Annotated in this window: 18 protein-coding genes and 3 pseudogenes; 12 read left to right on the top strand and 9 right to left on the bottom strand. The window is 60.3% G+C overall.

Features of this window, described 5'->3' with window-relative positions:
• Positions 1-27 precede the first annotated feature (27 nt).
• From NGR_RS04235 to NGR_RS04225, 3 genes and pseudogenes are all read left to right on the top strand, one after another.
• The gene (locus NGR_RS04235; protein ID WP_164923868.1) at positions 28-690 is read left to right on the top strand and encodes a GntR family transcriptional regulator; all 663 of its coding nucleotides are present in this window, start codon (positions 28-30) and stop codon (positions 688-690) included.
• Positions 691-974: 284 nt separating this feature from the next.
• Entirely contained in the window at positions 975-1,790 is an 816-nt protein-coding gene (locus NGR_RS04230) for a type IV toxin-antitoxin system AbiEi family antitoxin domain-containing protein (RefSeq protein WP_164923867.1), read from the top strand.
• Positions 1,780-2,268 (top strand): annotated as a pseudogene (locus NGR_RS04225) (nucleotidyl transferase AbiEii/AbiGii toxin family protein); the annotation flags it as partial. The gene NGR_RS04230 and the pseudogene NGR_RS04225, both read left to right, overlap by 11 nt.
• A gap of 265 nt (positions 2,269-2,533) precedes the next feature.
• Here NGR_RS04225 and NGR_RS04215 read toward each other — a convergent pair.
• The 3 genes from NGR_RS04215 to NGR_RS04205 form a co-directional block, all read right to left on the bottom strand.
• Complete coding sequence (locus tag NGR_RS04215; RefSeq protein WP_015886994.1) at positions 2,534-2,842, bottom strand: PilZ domain-containing protein; 309 nt, start codon at positions 2,840-2,842, stop codon at positions 2,534-2,536.
• A gap of 287 nt (positions 2,843-3,129) precedes the next feature.
• Positions 3,130-4,995, bottom strand: a complete 1,866-nt coding sequence (locus NGR_RS04210) for a putative bifunctional diguanylate cyclase/phosphodiesterase (protein WP_240545115.1) — start codon at positions 4,993-4,995, stop codon at positions 3,130-3,132.
• Positions 4,996-5,172: 177 nt separating this feature from the next.
• Positions 5,173-6,249 (bottom strand): diguanylate cyclase domain-containing protein, encoded by a 1,077-nt coding sequence (locus NGR_RS04205; protein WP_165447128.1) that lies wholly within the window; start codon positions 6,247-6,249, stop codon positions 5,173-5,175.
• Between the two features lie 635 nt (positions 6,250-6,884).
• Between NGR_RS04205 and NGR_RS04200 the strand changes: the two genes are divergently transcribed.
• Complete coding sequence (locus NGR_RS04200; protein ID WP_164923865.1) at positions 6,885-7,094, top strand: hypothetical protein; 210 nt, start codon at positions 6,885-6,887, stop codon at positions 7,092-7,094.
• Between the two features lie 342 nt (positions 7,095-7,436).
• Here NGR_RS04200 and NGR_RS04195 read toward each other — a convergent pair.
• Positions 7,437-9,126 (bottom strand): annotated as a pseudogene (locus NGR_RS04195) (ISL3 family transposase).
• Between the two features lie 231 nt (positions 9,127-9,357).
• On the opposite strand from NGR_RS04195, the gene NGR_RS04190 reads away from it, so the two are divergent.
• A complete protein-coding gene (locus tag NGR_RS04190; protein ID WP_164923864.1) occupies positions 9,358-9,591 on the top strand; it encodes a hypothetical protein in 234 nt (77 codons plus the stop codon).
• A 219-nt stretch (positions 9,592-9,810) separates the two neighbouring features.
• Here NGR_RS04190 and NGR_RS04185 read toward each other — a convergent pair whose 3' ends face one another.
• The 4 genes from NGR_RS04185 to NGR_RS04170 form a co-directional block, all read right to left on the bottom strand.
• A complete protein-coding gene (locus NGR_RS04185; protein WP_015886985.1) occupies positions 9,811-10,623 on the bottom strand; it encodes an oxidoreductase in 813 nt (270 codons plus the stop codon).
• 204 nt (positions 10,624-10,827) lie between these two features.
• On the bottom strand, positions 10,828-11,535 hold the full coding sequence (locus tag NGR_RS04180; RefSeq protein ID WP_240545114.1) for a TetR/AcrR family transcriptional regulator: 708 nt from the start codon (positions 11,533-11,535) through the stop codon (positions 10,828-10,830).
• Between the two features lie 41 nt (positions 11,536-11,576).
• Positions 11,577-14,690 (bottom strand): efflux RND transporter permease subunit, encoded by a 3,114-nt coding sequence (locus NGR_RS04175; protein WP_015886983.1) that lies wholly within the window; start codon positions 14,688-14,690, stop codon positions 11,577-11,579.
• Entirely contained in the window at positions 14,690-15,802 is a 1,113-nt protein-coding gene (locus NGR_RS04170; protein ID WP_164923863.1) for an efflux RND transporter periplasmic adaptor subunit, read from the bottom strand. Before NGR_RS04170 ends, NGR_RS04175 begins: the two co-directional genes overlap by 1 nt.
• 98 nt (positions 15,803-15,900) lie before the next feature.
• Here NGR_RS04170 and NGR_RS04165 point away from each other — a divergent pair, with 98 nt between their 5' ends.
• The 7 genes and pseudogenes from NGR_RS04165 to NGR_RS04135 all read left to right on the top strand — a co-directional run bounded on the left by NGR_RS04165 (position 15,901) and on the right by NGR_RS04135 (position 21,842).
• Complete coding sequence (locus tag NGR_RS04165; RefSeq protein ID WP_015886981.1) at positions 15,901-16,488, top strand: TetR/AcrR family transcriptional regulator; 588 nt, start codon at positions 15,901-15,903, stop codon at positions 16,486-16,488.
• 76 nt (positions 16,489-16,564) lie between these two features.
• Entirely contained in the window at positions 16,565-17,833 is a 1,269-nt protein-coding gene (fabF, locus tag NGR_RS04160) for a beta-ketoacyl-ACP synthase II (RefSeq protein WP_015886980.1), read from the top strand.
• A 176-nt stretch (positions 17,834-18,009) separates the two neighbouring features.
• On the top strand, positions 18,010-18,870 hold the full coding sequence (locus NGR_RS04155; protein WP_012708196.1) for a tyrosine-type recombinase/integrase: 861 nt from the start codon (positions 18,010-18,012) through the stop codon (positions 18,868-18,870).
• Between the two features lie 12 nt (positions 18,871-18,882).
• On the top strand, positions 18,883-20,061 hold the full coding sequence (locus NGR_RS04150; protein WP_015886711.1) for an IS91 family transposase: 1,179 nt from the start codon (positions 18,883-18,885) through the stop codon (positions 20,059-20,061).
• Positions 20,062-20,463: 402 nt separating this feature from the next.
• A complete protein-coding gene (locus tag NGR_RS32900; protein ID WP_015886710.1) occupies positions 20,464-20,823 on the top strand; it encodes a helix-turn-helix domain-containing protein in 360 nt (119 codons plus the stop codon).
• Positions 20,762-21,414: pseudogene (locus tag NGR_RS33800) on the top strand (IS630 family transposase). The gene NGR_RS32900 and the pseudogene NGR_RS33800 overlap by 62 nt, the downstream one beginning before the upstream one ends.
• 227 nt (positions 21,415-21,641) lie before the next feature.
• The gene (locus tag NGR_RS04135; RefSeq protein ID WP_348774920.1) at positions 21,642-21,842 is read left to right on the top strand and encodes a DUF1059 domain-containing protein; all 201 of its coding nucleotides are present in this window, start codon (positions 21,642-21,644) and stop codon (positions 21,840-21,842) included.
• 405 nt (positions 21,843-22,247) lie between these two features.
• On the opposite strand, the gene NGR_RS04130 is transcribed toward NGR_RS04135, so the two are convergent.
• The gene (locus NGR_RS04130; protein ID WP_012706579.1) at positions 22,248-23,630 is read right to left on the bottom strand and encodes an IS1380-like element ISRsp7 family transposase; all 1,383 of its coding nucleotides are present in this window, start codon (positions 23,628-23,630) and stop codon (positions 22,248-22,250) included.
• Between the last annotated feature and the right edge of the window lie 39 nt (positions 23,631-23,669).

Below are 23,669 nucleotides of genomic sequence, written 5' to 3'. Positions count from 1 at the left end.
GGCAGTCGCCTGCAAATGGATCCCGCCATGCCGTCATTGAAGCTCGAGCCGTCACAATCTCTGGCCCAGAAGGTGGCGTCGCGTCTCAGACAGGCGATCATCGAAGGCGAGTTTCCGCCGGGCGCCGTCATCGCCGAGGAGATGCTGGCGCAATCCTTCGGGATCAGCCGGACCCCCGTTCGGGAAGCCCTGAACCAGCTCCAGTTGCAGGGACTGGTGGTGATCCGCCCGCAGGTCGGCAGCTTCGTGTTCAGCCCGGACGCCGAGGATATCGCCATGCTCTGCGAATTCCGCGCCATTCTGGAACCGCAGGCGGCCAGGCTTGCCTACCGCAATGACCGGGACGGCACGCTCGTCGAGCTCAGACGGGTAATCGGCGAGATGGAGATGGCCGTGGAGGCAAAGGACAAGGTTGCCTACGGACGGGCCGATACGGCCTTTCATGACGCCTTCGTCAACCACTGCGGCAATCGCTACGTTGAGGACTCCTACCGGCTGGTCGCCGGGCGGGTTGCGGCGCTCAGGACCAATTACAGCGCGCCGATCGACGTGCAGACGCCCCGCTCCTTCAAGGAACACCGCGCCTTCGTCGCGCTCTTCGAAAAGGGCGACTTCGAAGAATTCGACCGGCTGATGCGCATCCATGTGACGGACACCGCGAAGACCTACACGGCGGCGCTGCGCCTCTGATCCGCGCACGCCTCCGCGCTCCTCCCGAGATCGCTGGTCAGCCGGGCGACCGGGACCTACCGCGCCGCGCGCCTTATCAGGCGCGCAAAGGCCGCTGTGCACTTTGAATTGCTGCATGCCTTTGCCCTTAAGTGGTTCGGGCGCCAGCCCAGAGCCTGGCTAGCCTATGGCGGAGCGAGCCTCTCTTCGAAAATTGCCATTTTCGTGTACCTTGGATACCCAAATTAGGCGGCTCTCAAAGAGTCCCTTGCACATCTCTTTATAAATTTGTTATTATGTGTACCATGGGTGCACTTAAAGAAGACAAGCTAAAGAGCGTTCTCGAAGCCGTCCCGGCTGGCTTCGTTGTCGATGCGCCATGGCTGGAGTCACACGGCGTCAGCCGGTTCCTGACCCGCAAATATATAGAGAGCGGCTGGCTGGATCGCCTTGAGCGCGGGGTCTTCCGCCGTCCAGCCCCGCAGCCGGTCCCGCTTGATTGGCAGACCTGCCTGCTTTCACTCCAGCATATCATGAACTATCCGGTCCATGCCGGCGGCAGCACCGCTCTCGGCCTGCTGGGCTACATCCACCACCTGCCGCTTGGCGCATCTAGGCCCGCCTGGCTCTATGGCGATGACATTCCGTCATGGCTGGCCCGCCTTCAGCTCGACGCACCGATAACCACGCGCACCCTCTCCCTGTTCAGCGAACCCGATCTCGGCCTCACCGAAAACAAGTCGGCGAGCGCGACTACGTTGCCCTGGGGATGGGCCATGCGGATATCCTCCCCGGAACGCGCGATCCTCGAAGCTCTCGACGAACTGCCGGAACATGAGAGCTTCCATAATCTCGACATGGTGTTCGAAGGGCTCGCCACTCTTAGCCCGCGCCGCCTCGCAGCACTCCTGAACAGCTGCCGCAAGATCAAGGTCCGCCGCCTGTTCTTCGTCTTCGCGGACCGCCACAAGCATTCCTGGCGCGAACGCCTCCAGGCAGAGGAATTCGACCTCGGCACCGGCGACCGCGCGCTGGTGAAGGGGGGCAAGTTACATCCCCGGTACCGGATCACGGTCCCTCCGGAATTCGTCCAGCCAATAGGAGAGACCGATGGCCCGTGAACCTTACGCCGCGCAGGTATCCCTGCTGATGCGCCTCCTATCGTTCATTGCGCTGGAGAAGGGTTTCGCCCTCAAAGGCGGCACGGCCATCAACCTGTTCTACCGCGATATGCCGCGCCTGTAGGTCGACATCGACCTGACCTACCTGCCCGTGCGCGACCGAGCCGAAAGCTTGGCCGACATCAACGAAACACTCGACCGGATCATGATCGCCGCCAGTCGCGGCATCGCCGGACTCGATGCCCGCCGCATCGACGGCGGCGGCGGCGGCGCAACCCGCATCCGCGCCCGCCTCGGCGGCGCCGAAGTCAAAGTCGAAACCTCGCCCGTCACACGGGGCGTCGTCCACGATCTAGAGGAACGCGCCGTATCCGCGGCCGTAAAAGACGAGTTCGGCTACGCCGCCGTGCAGGTGGTCTCCTTCGAAGATCTGTTCGGCGGAAAGCTCCACGCCGCCATGGACCGCCAGCACCCGCGCTCGTCGCGCTCCTCGAAAAGGGCGACTTCGAAGAATTCGACCGGCTGATGCGCATCCACGTGACGGACACCGCCAAGAGCCTACACGGCGGCGCTGCGCCTCTGATCCTCACATACCTCCCGGCATTTCCCGAGCTCGCTGGTCAGCCGGGCGAACGGGACCTACAGCGCCGCGCGCCTTATCAGGCGCGCAAAGGCCGCTGTGGCACTTTGAATTGCTGCATGTCTTTGTCCTTAAATCGACGTCGATTTAAGGAGACAGGCAGTCAGGCCTGGAAGAATTTGTAGTACGACGCGATCTGCGCCGCGGTGTTGGATGAGAGCTTGAGCTTGATTCCGATACGGTCGCCCCTGTTCCACCGAACGATGCCGGTCAGAAGGCCGAGCTCCGCGCTGCGGATCGTGACCTCCTGGCCGGTGCGGGCGCCGATATCGAATAGGAGCTGAAAGCAGATACCCTCTTCGGAAAGATCCTTGACGATCCCGTTGCTCGATCCTGTCTTGCAACTGACGTTCCCGGTGATCTGGGTCTGCGTTCTCGTAGAAACACGCTGAACACTGTCCTTGTATGGCATATCGTCCTCGCGAAATTACCTTGACCGCCTGGAAACTAGCTTAAAATCCTGAATCAACTTATAATCTCCGCAATATCTCTGCATTTTAAGATACGACATAAGATATTCAAGCGCATAGATAGACCTTTACTCGTGGAAACCAGAAAATGCGCAAGACATTCCCCGCGTATTCTACGCCAACATTTCGGGCGCGACGCACACTTCGGGTTGGAAAGTCCTCCTTAGCCAGGCGGCATCGCGATAGACAGGTGCCGCAAACTCCCCGATGCATCGATCGAGCGGCGCCATCAGGCCGAGAGCCTGCCCGGTTCGATCAAGACCGCTCCCACATATCGCCGAGCGGCCTGCTGATCGAGCGGCTTCGACATGTGAAATCCCTGTACCAGCCGGCAGCCCAGCTGACGCAAAGTACGCAACTCCTCCTCGGTTTCCACGCCTTCGACAATGCAATCAATGCCCATTTCCCTTGCCAGCGAAAGCATCGACTTGACGATCCTGTAGCCCGTCGTTTGCTCCTGGAGGTCGGTGACAAAGCAACGATCGATCTTGAGCTTCGTGATCGGCAGCGTCTGAAGCTGGGTAAGGCTCGAATATCCGGTACCGAAATCATCAAGCGAAATGCCGCATCCAAGCGCCCTGAGGGCCTCGACGGCCTGCCTGGCATGCGGAAAGTCGTGCATCATCGCGGTCTCGGTGATTTCGAAGTCGATCCGCCTCGGGTCGAAGCCGCTCTTCAGGACGATATTGGCGATCCGCAACGCACCCCCGGCCGCGCATATGTCCTTCGGCGAGAGATTGAATGAGAGCCGCAACGGTTCCGGCCATTGTTGCGCGGCGCAAAGCGACTGCTCGAGAAGAACGCGCGTCAGTTCGCTGACGAGGCCCGCCTTCTCGGCAATCGGGATGAACTGTGCGGGCGAAACATCGCCGAGCTCGCGACTTTCCCAGCGAGACAACGCTTCGAAAGCCGCGACGCGACCCGTTTCCAGGTCGATGATTGGCTGGAAGGCGACGGCGATCTCCGAGCGCAAATCCGCATCGCGGAGCGCCTGTTCGATCTTGGCGTTTCTGAGGATCGCAAAGCTGTGCTCCCTGCAGAACAATACGGGCCGCCCCGTCTTGTTCTGCTTCGCCTCGTAGAGCGCATAGTCGGCATATTCAAAAACCAGATCCGGCTCGGCCGCATGGTCCGGATAGACGGCGAAACCGACAGAGGCCGAAATCAGCACGCTGATGCCGTCGAGCACATAAGGGGCCGCGACTTCTTCGCATATCCGGTCGCCGAGCCTCAGCAGATCGGCCTCGTCGGCGCTTGCGACAATGATGGCGTACTCGTCCCCGCCCAGCCTGGCAAGAAAGGCGTCACCTGGACAAGCCTGCTCCAAGCGGCGCCCGACCTCGACCAAAAGGCAGTCCCCCGTGGGGTGGCCGTACAGATCGTTGACGGCCTTGAACCCATCGAGATCGAGCATGGCAACGGCCAGCCGCGATTGGTTCGACGACGCGGCGGCGCATTCCGCCGACAATCGCGCAAAGAAGCTCCGCCGGTTCGGCAGGTGCGTGAGGCTGTCGATGTTCGCCAGGCGCTGGTTTTCGCGGCCGAGCGCCTCCGTTCTCAGTTGCGCTTCGACCTGTGCGGTAAACTCCCTGTAATTGCCCGCGAGAACAAGCAGAAAGGCGCCGGATACGACGACGACATTGAGCGACATCGTCAGGAAGACGGTATTTCCACTCGGCACCAGAAAGGCGAGGAAGACTGCGTTGGCGACGAGGCCGACGACAATGGCGGCGGGCAGCAGATACGTGAGACAGGAAACACTGCCGATGATCGTTATCGCCATGAAGAACACGACGTGCGACTGACCATACGCATCGACATGCGCAAAAACGGCCAGCGCCCAGGCGCAGAGTGCAAGCGTGATAAGGCCCGAGAACCGGCCGGTGCGAACCAAGGCGAGCTCGGCGTCTTCAACCGCTGGAACGCCCGCACCAATCTTCAGCCACCATAGGGCCTGGCTTGCGCAGAGCATTGTCAGGATCAAGGGACAATACAGGCTCAGGGCGAGCGGCGCATCGCTGAACGTCGTAAAGGAGAGCGCCCAGATATTCACGATGCACAGGACATGCATCAGCGGAACCTGCCTCGATATCACCTTGCACTGCGCTCTAAGCAGCGCGTCCTTGTATTCGGCCGATCTGGATAGAATTAAATTCTGAATCAAATTGCTTGCGCACACAGGCTCGCCCCCACTCACCCATTCGCCAAAACCGATTGCAAAGAATGCTTTTACTGCAAATTATAAATTCAAGGCGCTGCCCGATCCTGCCGGTCAGCCGCGATAGAGCATCCAATCCTTGCGGGCGCCGCCAGCCCCGCCCGTAGAAGAGAACACTACCTTGTCGCTAGTCGTCTCCGTGGCGGTCTGCAGGGCCTTTTCCGCTTGCCCCACAAGGTCCGAGGCCGTGCTGGCGTCATAGGTCGTGCTGCAGCCGAACCGAGTGACGACGGCAGGCATCTTCGCCTGGCGGCTATCGAATGCCGCAAGGCAGCTTTTTCGAAGATGGTCCGCCATTTTCTGAATTTCCGCTTCTGCCGTCGTCCAGACGAGAATGCCGATCTGGGGCCGCTCGAGCCAGGCGGCGAAGTCGGTGGCCTGAACGGCGCGCGTCACGGCAAAACCGAGGCGCTCCAGGATGGCTTCCCTGACCTTGATGAGATCCTTGCCCTCGAAGGGCTCGAGGACCAGAAGATTAGAGAGAAGAAGCGACACCCCGTCGGGATAGTGTTCGCCACCATAGAGTTCGGCGAGCTTCTTGTTGAAGCCACGCCGGTTGGCGAGATTGGTGACGAGGTGGGTGAACTTTGTCCGCTCGAACGCGTCCACATCGCTGGTGATCGCCGCGACGGCCGATATCTGGTTCGAGACGCGCTCGAGGATCTGCGTGCTCGCCGAGTGCTGCACTTCCGTCATCTGGCGGATCGCCTGAAGCTCGGACTGGATCGTATTCATGTCGCGCGGATCGGCAGAGGAAATCTTGCCGGTCGCCTGGCCGAGCATGCTCGTGTAGTTGGATAGCGAGTTCTGACCCGATAGCAGAGACTCCTTCAGGGTCGACAATTCGCTCTGCAGGCGACCTGCGGACTGGTCATGGATCGACTTGCCGAAGTGATGCGGCAGGTAGGTCCGCGCCAGGGCTTCGAGTTCCTCGTCGGAGATCGGCTTGCCAAGCCGCGCGAATTTCTCACGAAGCTCCGGATTGTTGCCGCTGACGATCTCATACATGAGCTCGTAGTTCACTGGAGACGCGTCGATCTCCAACCGGTTCAGGGTCGCAAAGACCGTGTAGAAAAGCTCCTTGCGGTTCTGCAGCGCAAGCTGTTTGGAAGATGCATTCACAATTGCCATCATGCAGCGCCTTTCAAAGAAGCGTCGCAGGCAATCACGCCCGTGACGACGTCGAACAGGTAAGCGTGAGGTCAGGACCTCGCATCGGATTTGCGGCGGCAGGAATTGTCGCGTCCGACCCGTGTTCATGCGGTTGTATTGGCGCTAGATGCAACCCATCGGACAACTTACGGTAAAACCGCCCCAATTAATAATTGGTGAAACGCTGTTGAGAAACAGCCGTAAAGAGGAGCTGCCACCCCGACGAAGAGAATTAGGCGAGGCCGCGTCTGCCGACGTTTTCCATCGAGTGCACAGCGTTTTGTCATCGGACGCGGTGATGTTCGCAAAGAGCATGAATTACTGGGAAACAGACTTAACCTCCAACCACAGCGTTTCTCCGCACCTTTTCGCGCCCGACACCACCTTCAACACATCGCACGCCCTGTCGATATCGGGTGCCCACGCTGACTTGCAGCCGTCGCCCAGAACCTCGGGAAAATTCGCCACGTTGTTCACGGTCGGGCCGTGGTCTCGACCACTAGCCTCGGGTAAACTATTTTTTGGTTCACCGTGGAACAAAATCCCATGTCCAGACTTGTCGTCGTCGGCAGAGGAACGCAGTGTCCGCACTTGGGGAGATTGGAGCAGTCTTCATGGTGGAGATAGTAAAACAGCGCCAGGTGAAGCGGCAAACAGGTCCCGAGTATTGCCTGGACGAATTTGCAGAAAGATACAGTCTCGCCCGACAAAAGGCGAGTGAGCTGTTCGGCAAGTTTGGTCCTTCTGCCAGGGAGCTCGACCTGCTCATGCAAGCAATCCAGGATAGACAGGGAAAACGACTGGCGCTTCGGCTTCAACCGTGACGTTGGCGGATCGGGTCCGGGGGCGAGCTCGTGACTGAGATCTTCATTTAGCTGCGATCTGCTCGGAACAATTCACCAGCTGATCAGTTTGCGTGCGTCGCTTACTTCCCGAGCGACTATGTGGGTGCACCTGGAGAGCAGTGTCCGTACCTCCCGCGGGTGCTGCTCTCATCTTCGCGCCGGGCGACCGCCGAGCCCGAGTTGCTCCGGCCGTTCCCCAAATTCGGGAGAAACGCTTTTTCCGATCGTCTGGGCATTCGTCGCAGTCTTCGGGAAGTGGAGCGCAAGAATCCTAAGATTTTTTCGGTGTTGTTGTCGCTTGGCATTTAAAGCGGTTCTTCCTCACTTTGTGTGGTGGCGATTTTGGTCAAGCGGCAGCATGCGCGCCCTGAGCAGCTCCGGGCCTGCTCTGCCGTACATCGCGCGTTTGATCGTCTTCAGGCGGTTTATCTGGCCTTCTGCCTGGCCGTTGCTCCAGGGCAATTCGATGGCGTTGCGGACGGCGCCGATGTCACGGTGCAAGACCCGCGCGAACCGGACCATCGGGGCGAGCCCGGAGCTGATGGTATCGTCGATCCAAATGTCGAGCTTGCTCGATTCACCGCTCCGGAGAATGCCGCGAAATCGCATGGCAAGGCTGCGCATCAGGGCAAACTTATGTGATCCCTGCTTCAGCGCGTCCACCTTGCTAGCCTGATTGATCGTCACCATGCTTCGCGGCTTCATGCAGAGGGCAGCTGCGACTACCGGCGAGATCACATGGCCGGTCTCCGGATCCCGTATCGGGACAGCATCGCGAGCCGGTTGATCGGGTATGATAGGAGCCGGCGACGCACTGTCCTTGACCGACCTCTCGGCGCGGCGCCAGGTTGCGAGAAGCCGCTCGAGATTCGAAAAGCTGCCCGTGTAGCCGCGCTGTTTGATATCGTGAAACAGATGCCGTCCACAGCGATTGCCATCTTTCCAGCACTCGGCGAGAACGCCTCGAAATATAAGGGGGATGTCGGCTTCAACGCCGACCTTCGCCGGTCGGGTGATGTCTCGAAAGTCAGCCATTTCGCAACGCTGCGCCGGCCGTAGCCGGTGCGCCGTGCGATCTCCGAACAGGACAGGCCCTCCTTGTGCAAGGCGTGCACGGTATCGAACACCGCCTGCCGTGATTGTCGATGAGCGTGGCGCACTCGGCGCCGATGCGTTGCATCAACCTGCGGATCCTCCTCAATCAGATCCATTTGCGCGCTTCCGGTATTTCTATTCGGCAGCAAAGCTCGTCCCGTGGCGCGGCCGGAAAGGCTCATCTGCTCCTCGATTGCGACGCGCAGATTCTGCATGAGATGAAACCGATCAGCCACCTGACGCGCTTGCGGCGCACCCTCGCGAGCAGCTTGCGCGTAAAGCCCGCATCGGTCTCGGCTCACGATTTCGACAGAAGGGTGCCGCTCCAGCCATTGCGCGGCACTCGCCACGCTCCGGTCCTCAAGGATATCGACAACCGCACGGCGCTCCAGGTCGACGATCACCGTGCCGTAGCGCCAGGATCGCCGCCAGCTCCAGTCATCTATGCCGACGACCCGGATCGTGGGGTCGCTACGCACGAGCGCGGCATCCCGCTTCAGCTGCCGCAGGATCGTGTCGTCGCTGACAGCCATGCCGAGTCTACGCATCAAGCGCTCGCCAGGACGACCGCCGGCACTGTGGCCGAGCAGACTGACAATCTCCGAGACCCTCCTTGTCCGGCGCGCATAAGGGGGAGCAATCGTCGGCAGTTGGTCGGCGAACGTTTGTCGTTGACAGTGCTGGTGTGCGCACCGCCAGCGGCTCAACCGAAGCTTAACTGGTCTTGCCCTGGACCGGCAGATCCTGAAGGCTTCGGTCGGAACAACCGTGCCGATTTTCGGGTCCGCCGGCCGCAATCAGGGCAGATGCCGAAAGCTGGCCCGGCAGCGGAAACAACCCAACCACCATCATCTGTGAGCGCAACACCCAGAACTATTGCCCCTGGGCCGGGCGACCATTTCATTTTCGTTCGCATACCCGCCTATAGCGGCATTATGTCTAACGGCGAGTGAACCACACAAATTGAGGAAGACCCCTTTGCGGACTGGAATCGATAGCCGGCTCGCCCGTCGGCGGCGCGCTCGTTCGGCGTCTTCTGAACATACCCCGGCTCGTCGGCATCTATCCGGGGACAATCCTGACCAGCCTGTCGATATCCACCCGGACGCGCTGCTTCGAACGGCTTGTCGGTCACCCGAGCGACTGGATGATGGAGGACCATGGTGAGGTCGTCGATCAGCAGCGCTTCATGCTTCCACCGGCGGATGGCCACAACGCGTTGATCCGGCAGCTTGCGGATGCGCTCGTGCGCAAAACGGGGCGACCAGTTGCGACCAAGGACCGCCGACCAATCGTCGACCTCTCAAACTTGCTCAGCGCCGCGACACCGGCCGCCCGACGCATGCGACGATCACCACCGACCAACCGCTGCCAGTTCTAGAAACTCAGTCCTCTTCCGACGCTTGACTCTCAGTCTCTGCGGCCGCGTCCTACTTGAGCGCCTAGAATCAGGCACTCGATCTCGACGACATCCAATTCCTTCAGTGCTTCCCGCATGTCGCGGTCGAAAGCGAGGTGGATTCACCGCGCCCACCATCCCAAGCGGCAGCATAAGCATAGCGTGGCACCCGATTTGAGCTGGCCTCCCGTTCTCGGGGAGTTAAGTCCTACGGAAGCCGAATGTTTTTCGCAGACTCCCGTCGACCGCCTTTGCTGGCATAAACCTGCGCAGACGGCTCAGAAGTGTTGCTTGGCCTCCAACGGGCTGACGCATTTTGTACGGGCTTTTAAGGGCGACGAGGATCCTTTCTGCAACCAAGGTTGGAGCAGGTGCGGATTTGATTTGGGCCAAGACCGTCTTGATCGTCGCTTCGGCCTGATCGGCGTAGACGCCCAAGGGCGCTTCCGTATTCGCGGCATTCACATCAAGATTGGTGTTCGTGAAAGTCGGCTCCAGCAAGATAACGCGCACGTTAAAGTCTCGGATCTCGTGGTCGAGAGATTCGGCCATGCCCTCAAGAGCGTGTTTGGTGCTGGCATAGATTCCCATGAAAGGCGCGGGCAGGAAACCCAGAACCGAGCTGATGTTTATGATCAGCCCATTGCGTGCACTCCGCATTGATGGCAGGACCGCTCGGATCATGCGAAGTGGGCCGAAGACGCTGACATCAAAAACCTTTGTTGCTTCAGCAATCGAGGTATTTTCGACCGGGCCCACCAGCGAAACACCAGCATTGTTGATCAGAACGTCGATCTTGCCCGCCTCGGACAGGACCCACCCGACGAAATTCGCAACCGATGCATCATCAGTCACATCCAGCGTCCCAAACTTTACGCCCGAAATCGATTTGGTCCGCTTAGGGTCGCGCGCACCGCCAAACACGCGGTAGCCGTTCTGCGCGAGAAGGCGGGCTGTAGCCTCGCCAATCCCTGAAGACGCTCCTGTTACCACTACTACTTTCTGTTCGGGCACAGCGGCCTCCTCTATTGAAATTTGTCTTCTGTGCTAGACCGGTGGCTCGTCAGATGAGTTCACGCGGCGACGGTACCGAACTTGATAGATTTCTCATGAAATCGATTTCAGAATTAGATGTCATTCGTCATATTAAAATCAGGTGATATCGACCGAGAAGGCGCGAAATGTCGATGGATTTCGCATTTGTTGGCGTCCAAATGTTCAGTCCGGCGCGTTCCCCAGGGCCTGCAATACGAAGCGGGTCTCAGCTTCGAGTTCATCCTCCACATCCTCACCACCGCCAATCCGTTGCTCTACGAGGCCGGGGTGAACGAACGAAATAATCGCTGCCATGATGCACCCAGCAGCATTCCCCGCATCATCGCTTTTAAGTCCCCCCGGCCTCCAAGCCCGCACGAATGGTCGCTTCAAATACCCTCGTCTTTCATCGAAGTACCACTTCACGACCTCCCACTTGCCGTCTGTGGCGGCGACGAAAAGCTCGTGAGCGTGCCGTTCTTCCGCCAGTTGCAACTGAATATGTCGATGAAGAGCGGCAAACATCTCAGCAAGCCTGATGGTTGCCGGAACGGCCCCTTGCGAGATTTCCCGCGCGACGTCGAGAATCCTGTTGGCGATCCGAGCGCAGACACCCTGATTAATTGCCGCTCTCGTGGGAAAGAAGCGGTACACATTCGCTCGACTTATACCCAGATCGAACGCTATGTCAGCAACTGTTGTCTTGCGATGACCGACACGGCGAATCTGCTCTTCCGCGACATCCAGGATACGCTTGCGCCACTGCGCCAAAACCGCACCATCCGAATCTGCGGAATACACCCCGAGCGCTTGAGCGTCCGGTTTATGTCCACGGGATGCCCAATCGGCGTCCCGGACATTCGATGTTGAGCCGCTGTCTTTTTCCTGCATGCCAGGGTCGGCCAGGCGAGTGCATAGACTTGACATGAGGGTCACTCCGCCGCCATCGCCAGTTTTAGGCGCGGAGCCGTCTCCTCCGACTGCGGATGCGACTCCCCCTTAGGCGGCTTGATCCGGAACCATGTCGCGTAAAGCGCCGGCAGGAACAGTAGGATCATCACCGTTCCGACGGCCGTGCCGCCGATCAGCGTATAGGCCATCGATCCCCAGAAGACCGAATGCGTCAGCGGAATGAAGGCCAGGACTGCCGCGAGCGCGGTCAGGATGACGGGCCTTGTTCTTTGGACCGTCGCCTCAATGACCGCATGGTAGTCATCCAGACCAGCCGCCTGGTTTTCCTTGATCTGTTCCGTCAGGATCAAGGTATTGCGCATGAGGATGCCCGCCAAACCAATCAGCCCGAGGATAGCGTTGAAGCCGAAGGGCTGGTTGAAGATGAGCAAGACCGGAACCACACCGGCGAGCCCGAGCGGCCCCGTCAGCATCACCATTGTCATGGTCGACAGGCTGCGAACCTGGAGGATGATGACGATGAGCATGGCGGCAATCATGGCCGGGAAGATCTGGACAAGCGCCACATTTGCTTTCAATGACTCTTCGATGTTGCCACCCATTTCAATGCGGTAGCCCACAGGCAAAGAGGCAATCAGCGGCTGCAGCGCCTTCAGAACCTGCTGCGACACTTCCGGCGGCTGCGTCGCCTCGTTGATGTCCGAGCGGATGGTGATGACCGGAGTGCGGTCACGGCGCTTCATGATCGGCTCTTCGAAGCGGATCTCGGAGTGGCCGATCTGATCGAGCGGGACCGGCCGCCCATTCCTGCTCATCAGCGAAAAATCCGCCAGCCTCGAAGGATCGAGCCTGTTTTCACCGGCGCTCCGCGCGACCACGGGGACGTTGCGGATGTTTTCGCGGACCTGTGTGATCGGCACGCCGCTCAGCAACAACTGCATCTGCTGGGCAGCTTCCGCCGGAGAAAGGCCAATGAGATTTAACCGGTCCTGATCGGGAATAAAACGCAGCACGGGCGTACGGTTACCCCAGTCGCGGTTCGCCTGGCGAACGTCCGGCACAGTCTTCATGAGAGCGAGGGCTTGTTCGGAGATTTTATACAATTCGTCCGGATCCGGTCCCATGATGCGAAATTCGACTGGGAACGGCGTATAAGGGCCGAATACGAGCTGTGTTACCCGCACATAGGCTTCCGGAGCGAGCCCGCCCGCAATTGCCTCCCGCAGGCGATGCTTCAAGGCTTCGCGTCCATGCGCATCGGGTGTCAGCACGACGATCTTGGCGAATGCCGGGTCTGGCAATTCGGGCGCCATGGCAAAGAAGAAGCGCGGCGCACCCTGGCCGACGTAGCTGGTGGCAATCTTCGTTTCGGGTTGCTCTTTGAGCCAGCCTTCGAGTTTCTCGACCGTTGCAGTGGTCGTCTCGATGCTGGTTCCTTCCGGCATGCGCACTTCCACCAGAACCTCGGGGCGGTCCGACGTCGGGAAGAACTGCTGCTTTACGGACCCCATGCCGACGACGGAGACAGCCATGATAACGCCGACGAGGCCGCAGGTCAGAAACTTGTGACGGACTGCGAACTCGATAAGCCCACGAAGGCGCCGGTAGTTCGGGGTGTTGTAGATGGCGTGATGACCGCCGTCCACCGGCTTGATCGCCGGCAGCATCTTGACGCCGAGATACGGCGTGAAGATCACAGCTACGATCCACGAGACGATCAGCGCGAAACCGACGATCCAGAAGATGTTGCCGGCATATTCGCCGGCGGTAGACCGGGCAAAGCCAACCGGCATCAACCCGATGATGGTTACAAGCGTACCCGAAAGCATCGGGGCGGCCGTATGGCTCCAGGCATAGGCGGCCGCCTTGATACGGTCCATGCCTTCTTCCATCTTCACCACCATGACCTCGATGGCGATGATCGCGTCGTCCACGAGCAGACCGAGCGCCAGGATCAGCGCACCGAGTGTGATGCGGTCGAAAAATCGCCCGGTCTCCAGCATGATGAGGAAAACGACGCCAAGCGTCAGCGGAACGGCAAGCGCCACGACGATCCCGACGCGCCAGCCAAGGCTAACGAGGCTAACGAACAGGACGACGCCGAGTGCCATGGCGAACTTCAGCATGAATTCGCCGACGGCTTCCTGAATGTTCACCGCCTGGTCGCTCACCTTTGCGAGCGTGATGCCAAGCGGCAGACTATCCGCAATTTTGGAGGATCGTTCTTCCAGCGCCTTGCCGAGTTCCAGCCCGTTCCAGCCCTGCTGCATCACCACCCCAAGCATGATGGCGGGCTCGCCGTCATGGCGAATGATATAGGTAGCCGGGTCCTGATATCCACGGCGCACCTCGGCGAAGTCAGACAGCTTCAGGACGCGTCCGGCCGCGACGATCGGCGTCTCGGCAATCGACTCGATGCTGTCATAGGCACCATCGAACCGAATGAAGACTTGCGGCCCCTGCGTATCGATCGATCCGGCCGGTGTGACGGTATTGCGCCGTTGCAGGGCAGCAGCGATATCTTGCGCCGAGATCCCGAGGGTTGCCAGCTTGGAATAGGAAAACTCGACGAAAATCTGTTCCGGCTGCTCGCCGAGAATGTTGATCTTTTTAACGCCCGGGACGTGAAGCATGTCCTGGCGTATCGTCTCGACCTGACGAACAAGGTCACGCATCGCCATGCCCTTTGCTTTCAAGGCATAAAGGGCGAAGCTGACATCGGAGTATTCGTCATTGACGAAAGGACCGATGACACCGGGAGGAAGATTTCGCGCTTCATCGCCGAGTTTTTTGCGCGCCTGGTAGAATTCCCCCTCGACTGCCGACGCCGGAGTATTGTCCTTGAGCGTCACTGTCAGGAAGGCGTAGCCCGGCCGCGTGGTCGTTTCCACGCGATCATACCAGGTCAGTTCCTGAAGGCGCTTTTCGAGCGGCTCGGCGACAAGATCCTGCATCTCGCGCGCGGTCGCGCCCGGCCAAACGGTTGTGACGGTCAGCGTCTTGATGGTGAATGACGGGTCTTCTGCTCGGCCCAGCTTGACAAAGGCATAGGCGCCGGCGGCGGCCAGCAGGACGATGAAGAACAGGGTGACAGCTCGCTCGCGGACAGCAAGCGCGGAGAGGTTGAAGCTCATCAGTTGGCCGCCTCTGCTTTTTCCACGCCGGTGCGCACGCTTGCTCCGTCCCGAAGCAAATGCGCTCCAAGGGCAACGATCGCTTCCCCGGCCGTCAGGTTCGAGACTATGGCCTTCTCCTCGCCGATCCGTTCGACCTTCACTTCCCGGAAATGAACGCTGGAACCCTGCCCATCCAAAACCCAGACACCGGTGCGGGCGCCGTCATCGAGAAGCGCGCCAACGGGGACTTCGGCATGTGATTTGGCCGCTTCGTTCTGCAGGCTTATCGTGACCGTTGCCCCCAAGGGCGCGGACGCCGCAGAACCCTGCAATACCCAGCGCGTTTCATAGGTCCGAGTTTGAGGATCGGCGGCATCGGAGATCTGCCTAAGTGCCGCCTTTTCTGCCGTGCTCCGGCCATAGATGGTGGCCTTCGCGACGGCGCCAATCTCGGGTCTGAGATTTTCGGGCAGCCAAACGAGCGCTTCGCGGGGACCTGCTTTGGCGAGCCGGATGACCGGCTGGCCCGCCGAGACTACCTGTCCCGGCTCGCCGAGCGTTTCAACGATCGTGCCGTCCGCGTCCGCCACGAGAACCGCATATGCGGCCTCATTTTCCGCGACCTTCGCCTCTGCTTCGGCCGCGGCGAGCTGGGCTGTCGCGGTATCGAGCGCTGCCTTCGACTGTTCGTATCTCTGCGGAGACGCTGCCAAGCCGTTCTTGACGAGGGCAGCATACCGCCGCTCGTCGGCCTGCACCTGGATGAATGTTGCCCTGGCCGCCGCAACGGCGTTGCGCTTTGCCGACAGGGCAAGGCGCAGATCGGTGTCGTCAACCCGCATCAATGGCTGCCCGGCTTTGACTTCTTCGCCAAGGCCGACCAGCCGCTCGACGATCTTTCCCGGGACCCGAAAGCCGAGATCGCTCTGCACCCGGGCAGCAACAGTGCCGGTGAAGCTTCGGTTTGCTGCGTCTGGGGTCTTGGCCTTTGTGAGGCTGACGAGCGGAGCCAGACTGCGTGGATCCGCGGCCTCGGCATCCCTGCTCGTCGAGGGGAGTAGGAAAATCGCAGCGGCGACACCGACCAGGGCGGCCACTGCCACAGTTGAGAGGAGGACTTTTCGTTTCATCGCACTGGCCTTCTTGACGGGGGCGGCATAATTCTTAGATTGCATTTTAACTCTAAAAGATATATAGATGTCAATTGAAATCTAATAAGGAGACGATCATGAGAGTCAGTCGTGCCCAAGCCGAAGCGAACCGGGAGACGGTCATCAACGTCGCCAGCAGGCTCTTTCGCGAGCGTGGCTTTGATGGCATCGGCCTCAAGGATCTAATGAAAGGTGCCGGTCTTACCCAGGGCGGCTTCTATAAGCAGTTCGAATCCAAGGATGATCTGGTAGCGCTTGCGTCGCGGCGAGCGATGGAAAGCGCGACCCGCAGGTGGTCCTCGGTCGCCGCTTCGAGCCCGGATCCGCTCCAAGGCGTCATCGACCTTTATCTTTCAGCAGGACACCGTGGGGAAACCGGAGATGGCTGCCCGCTGGTTGCCCTGGGATCCGATGCTGCTCGCCAGAGCGCAGACCTCCGCAAACCGTTTCAAGATGGGATCAAAGCACATCTGCAGGTTCTCGAAGAACTGATGCCGGCTAGCGACCATGACGATGCGTCCCGCAAGGCCATGACGATGCTCGCGCTCATGGTCGGAGCGGTAACTCTGTCGCGCATCGTGACTGATGAGAACCTGGCAGACCGTCTTCTGAAAGCAGCAGCAGCCGAAGCAAAGCGTGTCGCGGCCATGGAGCCGGCCGAGTAACGAGCGGAACGACAAGTTCTCAATCGGTTCAGCATCCGCTGTCCGCGAGTTTGCAGGTTTTATTTCTGGAGCCATCATGCGTCGTGTCGTTGTAACAGGAATGGGAGCAGTCAGTCCGCTCGGTGCCAACGTCAGCAGCACTTGGAGCCGCCTACTGGCGGGCAAATCCGGCATCCACCGTCTTCCTGACGAGGTCGTCGGCGATCTGCCCGCCAAGGTCGGAGGCGTTGTCCCCTTCCTGGAAGAGGATGCCGAAGCTGGCTTCGATCCGGACAGGGTCTTGCCGCCGAAGGATCAGCGCAAGGTCGACCGATTCATCCTCTTCGCACTGGCGGCGGCAGACGAAGCCCTTGCGCAAGCCCGGTGGAGACCTGTCTCGGAAGAGGACCGCCTCAGAACAGCGACGATCATTGCGTCAGGGATCGGAGGATTTCCGGCGATCACGGACGCGGTGCGCACCGTCGATCAGAAAGGGCCGCGGCGCCTTTCACCCTTCACCATTCCATCGTTCCTGGTGAACCTCGCGGCAGGCCAGGTATCCATCCGACATGGTCTCAAGGGACCGCTGGGAGCTCCTGTGACAGCATGTGCGGCCGGCGTCCAGGCAATCGGTGACGCGGCCCGCATGATCCGGGCGAACGAGGCTGACATTGCCGTCTGTGGCGGCACGGAAGCGTGCATGAACACCGTAAGCCTCGGGGGCTTCGCCGCCGCCCGGGCTCTTTCAACCGGGTTCAATGAAAGCCCTGCCGTCGCGTCCAGACCATTCGACATGATGCGTGACGGTTTCGTAATGGGTGAAGGCGCGGGAGTCCTGGTGCTCGAATCCCTGAGCCATGCGCTGGCTCGCGGGGCCGAGCCGCTGGCTGAACTGGTGGGCTATGGAACAACGGCGGATGCCTATCATGTTACCTCCGGTCCCGAGGACGGATCCGGCGCCGCAAGAGCGATGCAAATTGCCATCGGGCAGGCGGGTATTTCCCCGCATGAGATCCAACATCTCAACGCTCACGCCACGTCGACCCCGCTCGGCGATCGCGGAGAAATCGAGGCTATCAAGACAGTGTTCGGTTCGACAGCAGGGATCGCAGTCAGTGGCACGAAGTCCGCAACCGGGCACCTCCTTGGCGCCGCGGGTGGGCTGGAGGCAATCTTCACGATCCTGGCACTCAGGGATCAGGTCGCACCGCCCACGCTGAACCTGAATGCGCCCGATCCCGCTGGCGACGGAATCGACTTCGTCGCGAGCAAGTCCCGGCCGCTGCAGATGGACTATGCAATCACCAATGGATTTGGGTTCGGAGGCGTGAATGCGAGTGCCCTGTTCCGGCGTTGGAGCGAATGACCGGCCTAAACCACAGGTCCGAAAGGTGAAGGCACAAGGCTAAAGCGGGTCGCGATTTTTAGGATTCAGGATTGAACGAAGCCGCTGACGCGGCATTTGGGGCATCTGATTTGCATGGTGTGCCCCTGTTTTGAAGGATTGGGCTGTTTGGCCCAACCTTTGAACAGGAGAGTATCATGAGTGAGATGAGCCCGCTGCGGCGACGGATGATCGAGGACATGACGATCCGCAATTTGTCGCCGGCGACGCAGCGATCGTATTTGCATGCAGTGACGAAGTTTTCGCGCTATTTCGGTCGGTCGCCGGACCGGTTGGGGCTGGAGGATGTGCGTGCCTTTCAGGTGCATCTGGTGTCGTCGGGGCTATCATGGCCGGCCTTGAACCAGACGGTTTGCGCCCTTCGCTTCTTCTTCGGCGTCACGCTTGGACATGCGGAGATACCGGAGCGCATTGCCTATGCCCGAACGCCCGCCAAGTTGCCGACGATATTGAACGGCGATGAGATCGTGCGGTTTTTGGAAGCGGTCCCGAGCCTGAAGACACGAACGGCGCTGACGACGGCTTATGCGGCTGGTTTGCGCGCCACCGAGACGGTCAGTCTCAAGGTCAGCAACATCGACGGCGAGCGCGGCGTCATCCGCATCGAGCATGGCAAAGGCGGCAAGGACCGCAACGTGATGCTGTCGGCGCAGTTGCTTCATATCCTTCGGGTCTATTGGAAGCTGGTGCGACCGCAGGTCTGGTTGTTTCCGGGACGTGACGAGAGCAAACCCATCGATGTCCAGGTTCTGCATTCTGCCTGCCGTTCGGCACGTGCCGCAGCCGGCATCGACAAGCGGATATCGGTGCACACGTTGCGCCACAGCTTTGCCACCCATCTCTTGGAGAGCGGCACCGACATTCGTATCATCCAGGTCCTGCTCGGCCACAACAATCTGTCGACCACGGCGCGTTACACGAAAGTGTCCAACACACTCATCCGCGCCACGACCAGTCCGCTCGACCGGCTGACGCTGGAGGTGGTGCCGACAGGCTGAGGACATTCCGCCATGGCGGCGGGATTGGAGGTGGCGGACATTTTTCGCCGCCACGGGGAAGGATATCGTCAATCGCATGACACGCATCTCGGGCGGGTTGAGCGCCGGGTGATGAGCGCGGTCGAGATGTGTCGGACCGCGCGGCTGGGCGGCCATGTCCAGCAATGCCGGGATTGTGAGGCGCTCCGCATCGCCTACAATTCCTGCCGTAACCGGCATTGCCCAAAGTGTCAGGGACAGGCCAGCCGCGATTGGCTTGCCGCCCGGCAGGCCGACCTGCTGCCGGTCAGCTATTTCCACGTCGTCTTCACCGTGCCGCAAGCGATCGCCGCGATTGCCTTCCAGAACAAGCAGGTGGTCTATGCTGTCCTGTTTCGCGCCGTCGCCGAGACACTCCGCAGACTTGCCGCTGACCCCAGACATCTGGGTGCTGAACTCGGCTTTATCGCCGTGCTGCATTCCTGGGGGCAGAACCTCCATTATCACCCACACATCCACTGCATCGTGCCGGGCGGCGGATTGTCGTTCGATCAAACCCGCTGGGTGGCTTGTCGGAGGAACTTCTTCCTGCCCGTGCGGGTGCTGTCGCGCCTGTTCCGGCGACTGTTTCTCGAATACCTGAAGCAGGCTCATGACGAAGGCCAGCTTCAGTTCTTCGGCAGCATCGCGAGCCTGGCCGATCCAGCTGCATTCACGCGCATGATCAGAGAAGCGCGGCGCGTCAATTGGATCGTCTATGCCAAGCCGCCCTTTGCCGGACCCCAACAGGTGCTGGCCTATCTCGGCCGCTACACCCATCGCATCGCCATCTCCAATTCCCGCCTCGTCAGCATGGATGGTGGTCAGGTCACATTCCGCTGGAAGGATTATCGCAGGGGTGGCAGGCAGAAGCGGATGACGCTCGATGCCCACGAGTTCATTCGTCGCTTCCTGCTGCATACGGTTCCGGACGGCTTCCATCGCATCCGTCACTTTGGCTTGCTTGCCAACGGACAGCGGCAGCAGAAGCTGGAGGCATGCCGCAATCTCCTCAATGTCCCGCAGCCGGAAGAGCCGGTCGAAGACCTGGATACGGTCGAGGCCCCGCCATTTGCACACCGCTGTCCCTGTTGCGGCGGAAGGATGAACATCCTCGGCACCTGGAAGCCGCGTCAACCAGCCTGTCGACCAGCATGGAACGATAGCTCATGACCCTATCAGACCTGGCATCACTCCAACAATCAACGTCGGCAGATCGAAGGGCCGCGAGCGAATGGCTTTGGCCAAGCATGCCGGCGCAACACAAAACGCAGCATCGCCGAAGCCTCGTTCGGCACAGATCAACCAAAAACACCGCCAGACACATCTCAATTGGCGACAAGAACCTTCTTCTCAGCCGCTCTTCCAGCCCCGCCTGGGCTCGCCCCAGCCAAACGCCATCCACCGCTTCGGTTAAATCCCCATAGTGCCAAACAACCCGCGCCTTCGCTCAATCCGGCTTCAATGAGGTCCGATCAGCGAATGCTGCATCCAAAGCGGCCGGACCTCACAGAACCCTCCAGATTCCCGAATCGGGGTTGGCTGTGATTCCCTCGCTTTGACGGGAGGGACACCATGGGCAAATCACATCCGCTTGCTTTGCGTAGTCGTGTCATTGCGTTTGTCGAGGACGGTCACAGCCATCGGGCCGCGGCCCGGCACTTCCGGGTGTCGCCGCGTTTCGTGAACAATCTGGTGAAGCTCAAACGCGCGACCGGATCGCTGGCGCCACGGCGGCAAGGCCATCTGGGTGGCGGCAAGCTGAACGCGCATGGCGAGTGGGTCCGCGAGCGCCTGGCGCAGAATGGCGACCTGACGCTGGACGAACTGTGCCTGGAACTCGCCGGGCGCGGCGTCATCGTGCACCGCTCCAATGTTGGCCGTCTTCTCCACCGCCTCGACCTCAGCCATAAAAAAAAGCCTGCAGGCAAGTGAGCAGCAGCGCCCAGAGATCGCGCGGGCGCGTGAGCTCTGGACCCGGCGACGCCGGCGCTTCTTCAACAAGGCATTGGCGCGACTGGTCTTTATCGACGAGACCTCGACCAATACCAAGCTGACCAAGCGCTCAGGCTGGGCACCAAAAGGGCAACGCTATCGCGCCCACGCCCCCTTCGGTTCGTGGAAGACGCAGACCTTCATCGCCGGCCTGCGATCACATGGCGTGGTCGCGCCCTTTATCGTCAACGCGCCGATGAACCGGCGCATCTTCGAGACCTGGATCGAAACGCAACTCGCCCCGCGCTGTCGCCCGGAGACGTCGTCATTCTCGACAATGTCGGCTTCCACAAGAGCGAGCGGGCCGAACAAATGGTCAAGGCGAAAGGCGCATGGCTGCTCTTCCTGCCACCCTATTCGCCCGACCTCAACCCGATCGAAATGGCCTTCTCCAAGCTCAAGGCGCTGCTGCGCAAGCGGGCCGCCCGCAGTTTCGACGCCATCGCCGATGCACTCGGCGATATCTGCAATCTCTTCTCCGTCACAGAATGCCGGAACTACTTCAATGCGGCCGGATATGAGGCCGATTGAACGCGACACGCTTTAGGATGAAAAAGCTTGACCATGGTGGGCGCCTGGTGCCTGGCGACATATCGGACACCAAGACCGAATGGGATGATAGTAATGCCTTCGCTTGAGATGACTGGCTGGAAGCCTAAGATCACAGTGATTTTAAGGCTTGGCGCGAGCACATTTTCGGCAAGCCTCCCACAGCCCCCGCTTCTCTGTTCGTAGTCGAGACTCCGCGTGCTACTGTGATGGCAGTAGCTATGGCTTACTCATACCGTTGCAAGGACTATCCAGGAATGGAAGCCTGTCCGGCGTCGTTCGCGGCCGAGACCGAAGCGGAGCTGTGGAAGCACATTGAACTCCATGGAGCGACTGCTCATCAGAAGAATCCCGAGAAGTGGTCCTCGGAGGATCGGCAACAGATCGAAAACTTGATACGCGAAACGTAGCCTGGCGCAGCTTTGCATCGCCTCCGCATTTGCGCACGGGAGCTTGGAAGCACCTGCTGAGCGGTTCACGCCACGCCTTCCCGGCGAGCTCAACTGGCGCTTTCAATAACGTTTAGGAGGTTCTGTATGCGGACGGCCCGAACCGCAGCCAATCTCAAGCACGCGACCCTCCGCCTATATTGGCTCTCAAATTGTAACAGAGTGAATAGCTCTATCCGAGTCGCTCCTTCCGGCTAGCCCGCTTCTCTCACCGCCTTTAGCGCCGGTGGCGCAACTCGGCCCGCCGGGACGCCTGTTTGGCGCTCCGGCTTCGAAGACGAACGGAGTCGGCGCCACTGTGAGCGGCGGGTCTGGGTTCGGCGATGTCTCCTGTTCTGGTTGCGGAAGGGTTTCAGGCCGGCGGCATCAGCGGGCCGCGGCACGTATTCGGGCGTGTGCCAGTGCAAATTCGTCGGCATAGGGACAGGCGGATGCCATCGCGATTTTGATGCGACGCACCGAGACGCGGACCTGGGCGCCGATCTTTAACAGCTTCAGCCGGATGGTGCCGCAGGTCGCCTCGGCGAGCCGCGTATGGGCAAGGCCAAGGCGGCGCAGGGCGCAGATCAGCACGTAGGCCAACGAGGCGAACCAGAGGCGCAGTTGATTGGCGTGCATGGTGTGGGCGCTGGTGCGGTCGGCGTAGAGATCGAGCTGGCATTCTTTGATGCGGTTCTCCATGTCACCGCGGGCGCAGTAGAGATCCTCGTAAAGCGTCTGTGCCGCCCAGCGCTCTGACTTAAGGGAGGTGACGATGAAGCGCGGATTGGCGCCCAGCAGCGTCCATTCCGCTTTTCCAACGACCCGCCGTCGTCGTGTCCAGCTGTCCTTGGTCGACCACAGGAAGTCGCGGAAGACGCGGGTCGCCTGGGCGCTTGCCTGGGATAACAGGCTTGCTTCCTCCATGGCCGGCGCGATTTGCCTTTCCAGCCGCGGGTTGCGAGCAAGGCCAAAGACATAGTCGACCTTGTTGGTCTCGCACCAGTCCATCAGTTCGTCGCGGGCGAAGCCGGAATCGGCGCGCAGGATGATGCGCACGTTTGGCCAGCTTTGGCGGATCTGCCCGATGATACGATCGATTTCGGCGACCGAGCCTGCGCTGGCGTCGATGTTCGAACGCCGTAGCTTGGCCGAAAGCAGGTGGCGGCCGCAGAAGATGTACAGCGGCAGATAGCAATAGCAGTTGTAATAGCCGTGAAAGAACCGACCCTCCTGGTGACCGTGCAGCGGATCATCGGTGGCGTCGAGATCGAGCACGATTTCCTCAGGCGGGCTGTCGTGCGCGTCCAGGAACAGCTCGATGAACAGCGCTTCCAGCGCTTGCCTGTCGTAAGCGATCTTGTGATAGCGCGTCGGCTGGCCGAGACGGCCGTGCTCCAGCCGGTTCAAGGTGGATTTGCCGGCAAGCACCGCACAGTCTTGCCGCTTCGGCGTCAGCCGCTCCGACAGAAGCGCGAGCACCGGGTCGTGGCGCAGCCTGTCGTGGTCATCGACATCCTCGTAGCCCAGCGCGATCGCCGCAACGCGCTGCCCGACCAGCGTGCGCACGCTGTGGACCGTGCACGTCGGATCGCGGTCATCAACGAAGCAAGCGGCCACCCGGTCGAACAGTCCGATGACCCCATCGACATGGCGAAGCAGCAGGGCGCCGGCATCCGAGGTGATCGCTCCGCCGTCGAAACCAGCTACCACTTTGTGACCGTCGAAGCCTTCAAATTCGAGCTGCTCGGCGATACAGTGTGTTTGCATCGGACCCCCTCAACGAATCTGATAACCCTTTGTAGCAAA

Source organism: Sinorhizobium fredii NGR234 (assembly GCF_000018545.1).
GTDB lineage: Bacteria > Pseudomonadota > Alphaproteobacteria > Rhizobiales > Rhizobiaceae > Sinorhizobium > Sinorhizobium fredii_A.
The sequence above is the reverse complement of the archived record's forward strand: the minus strand, read 5'-3'. Positions and strand labels throughout refer to the sequence as shown.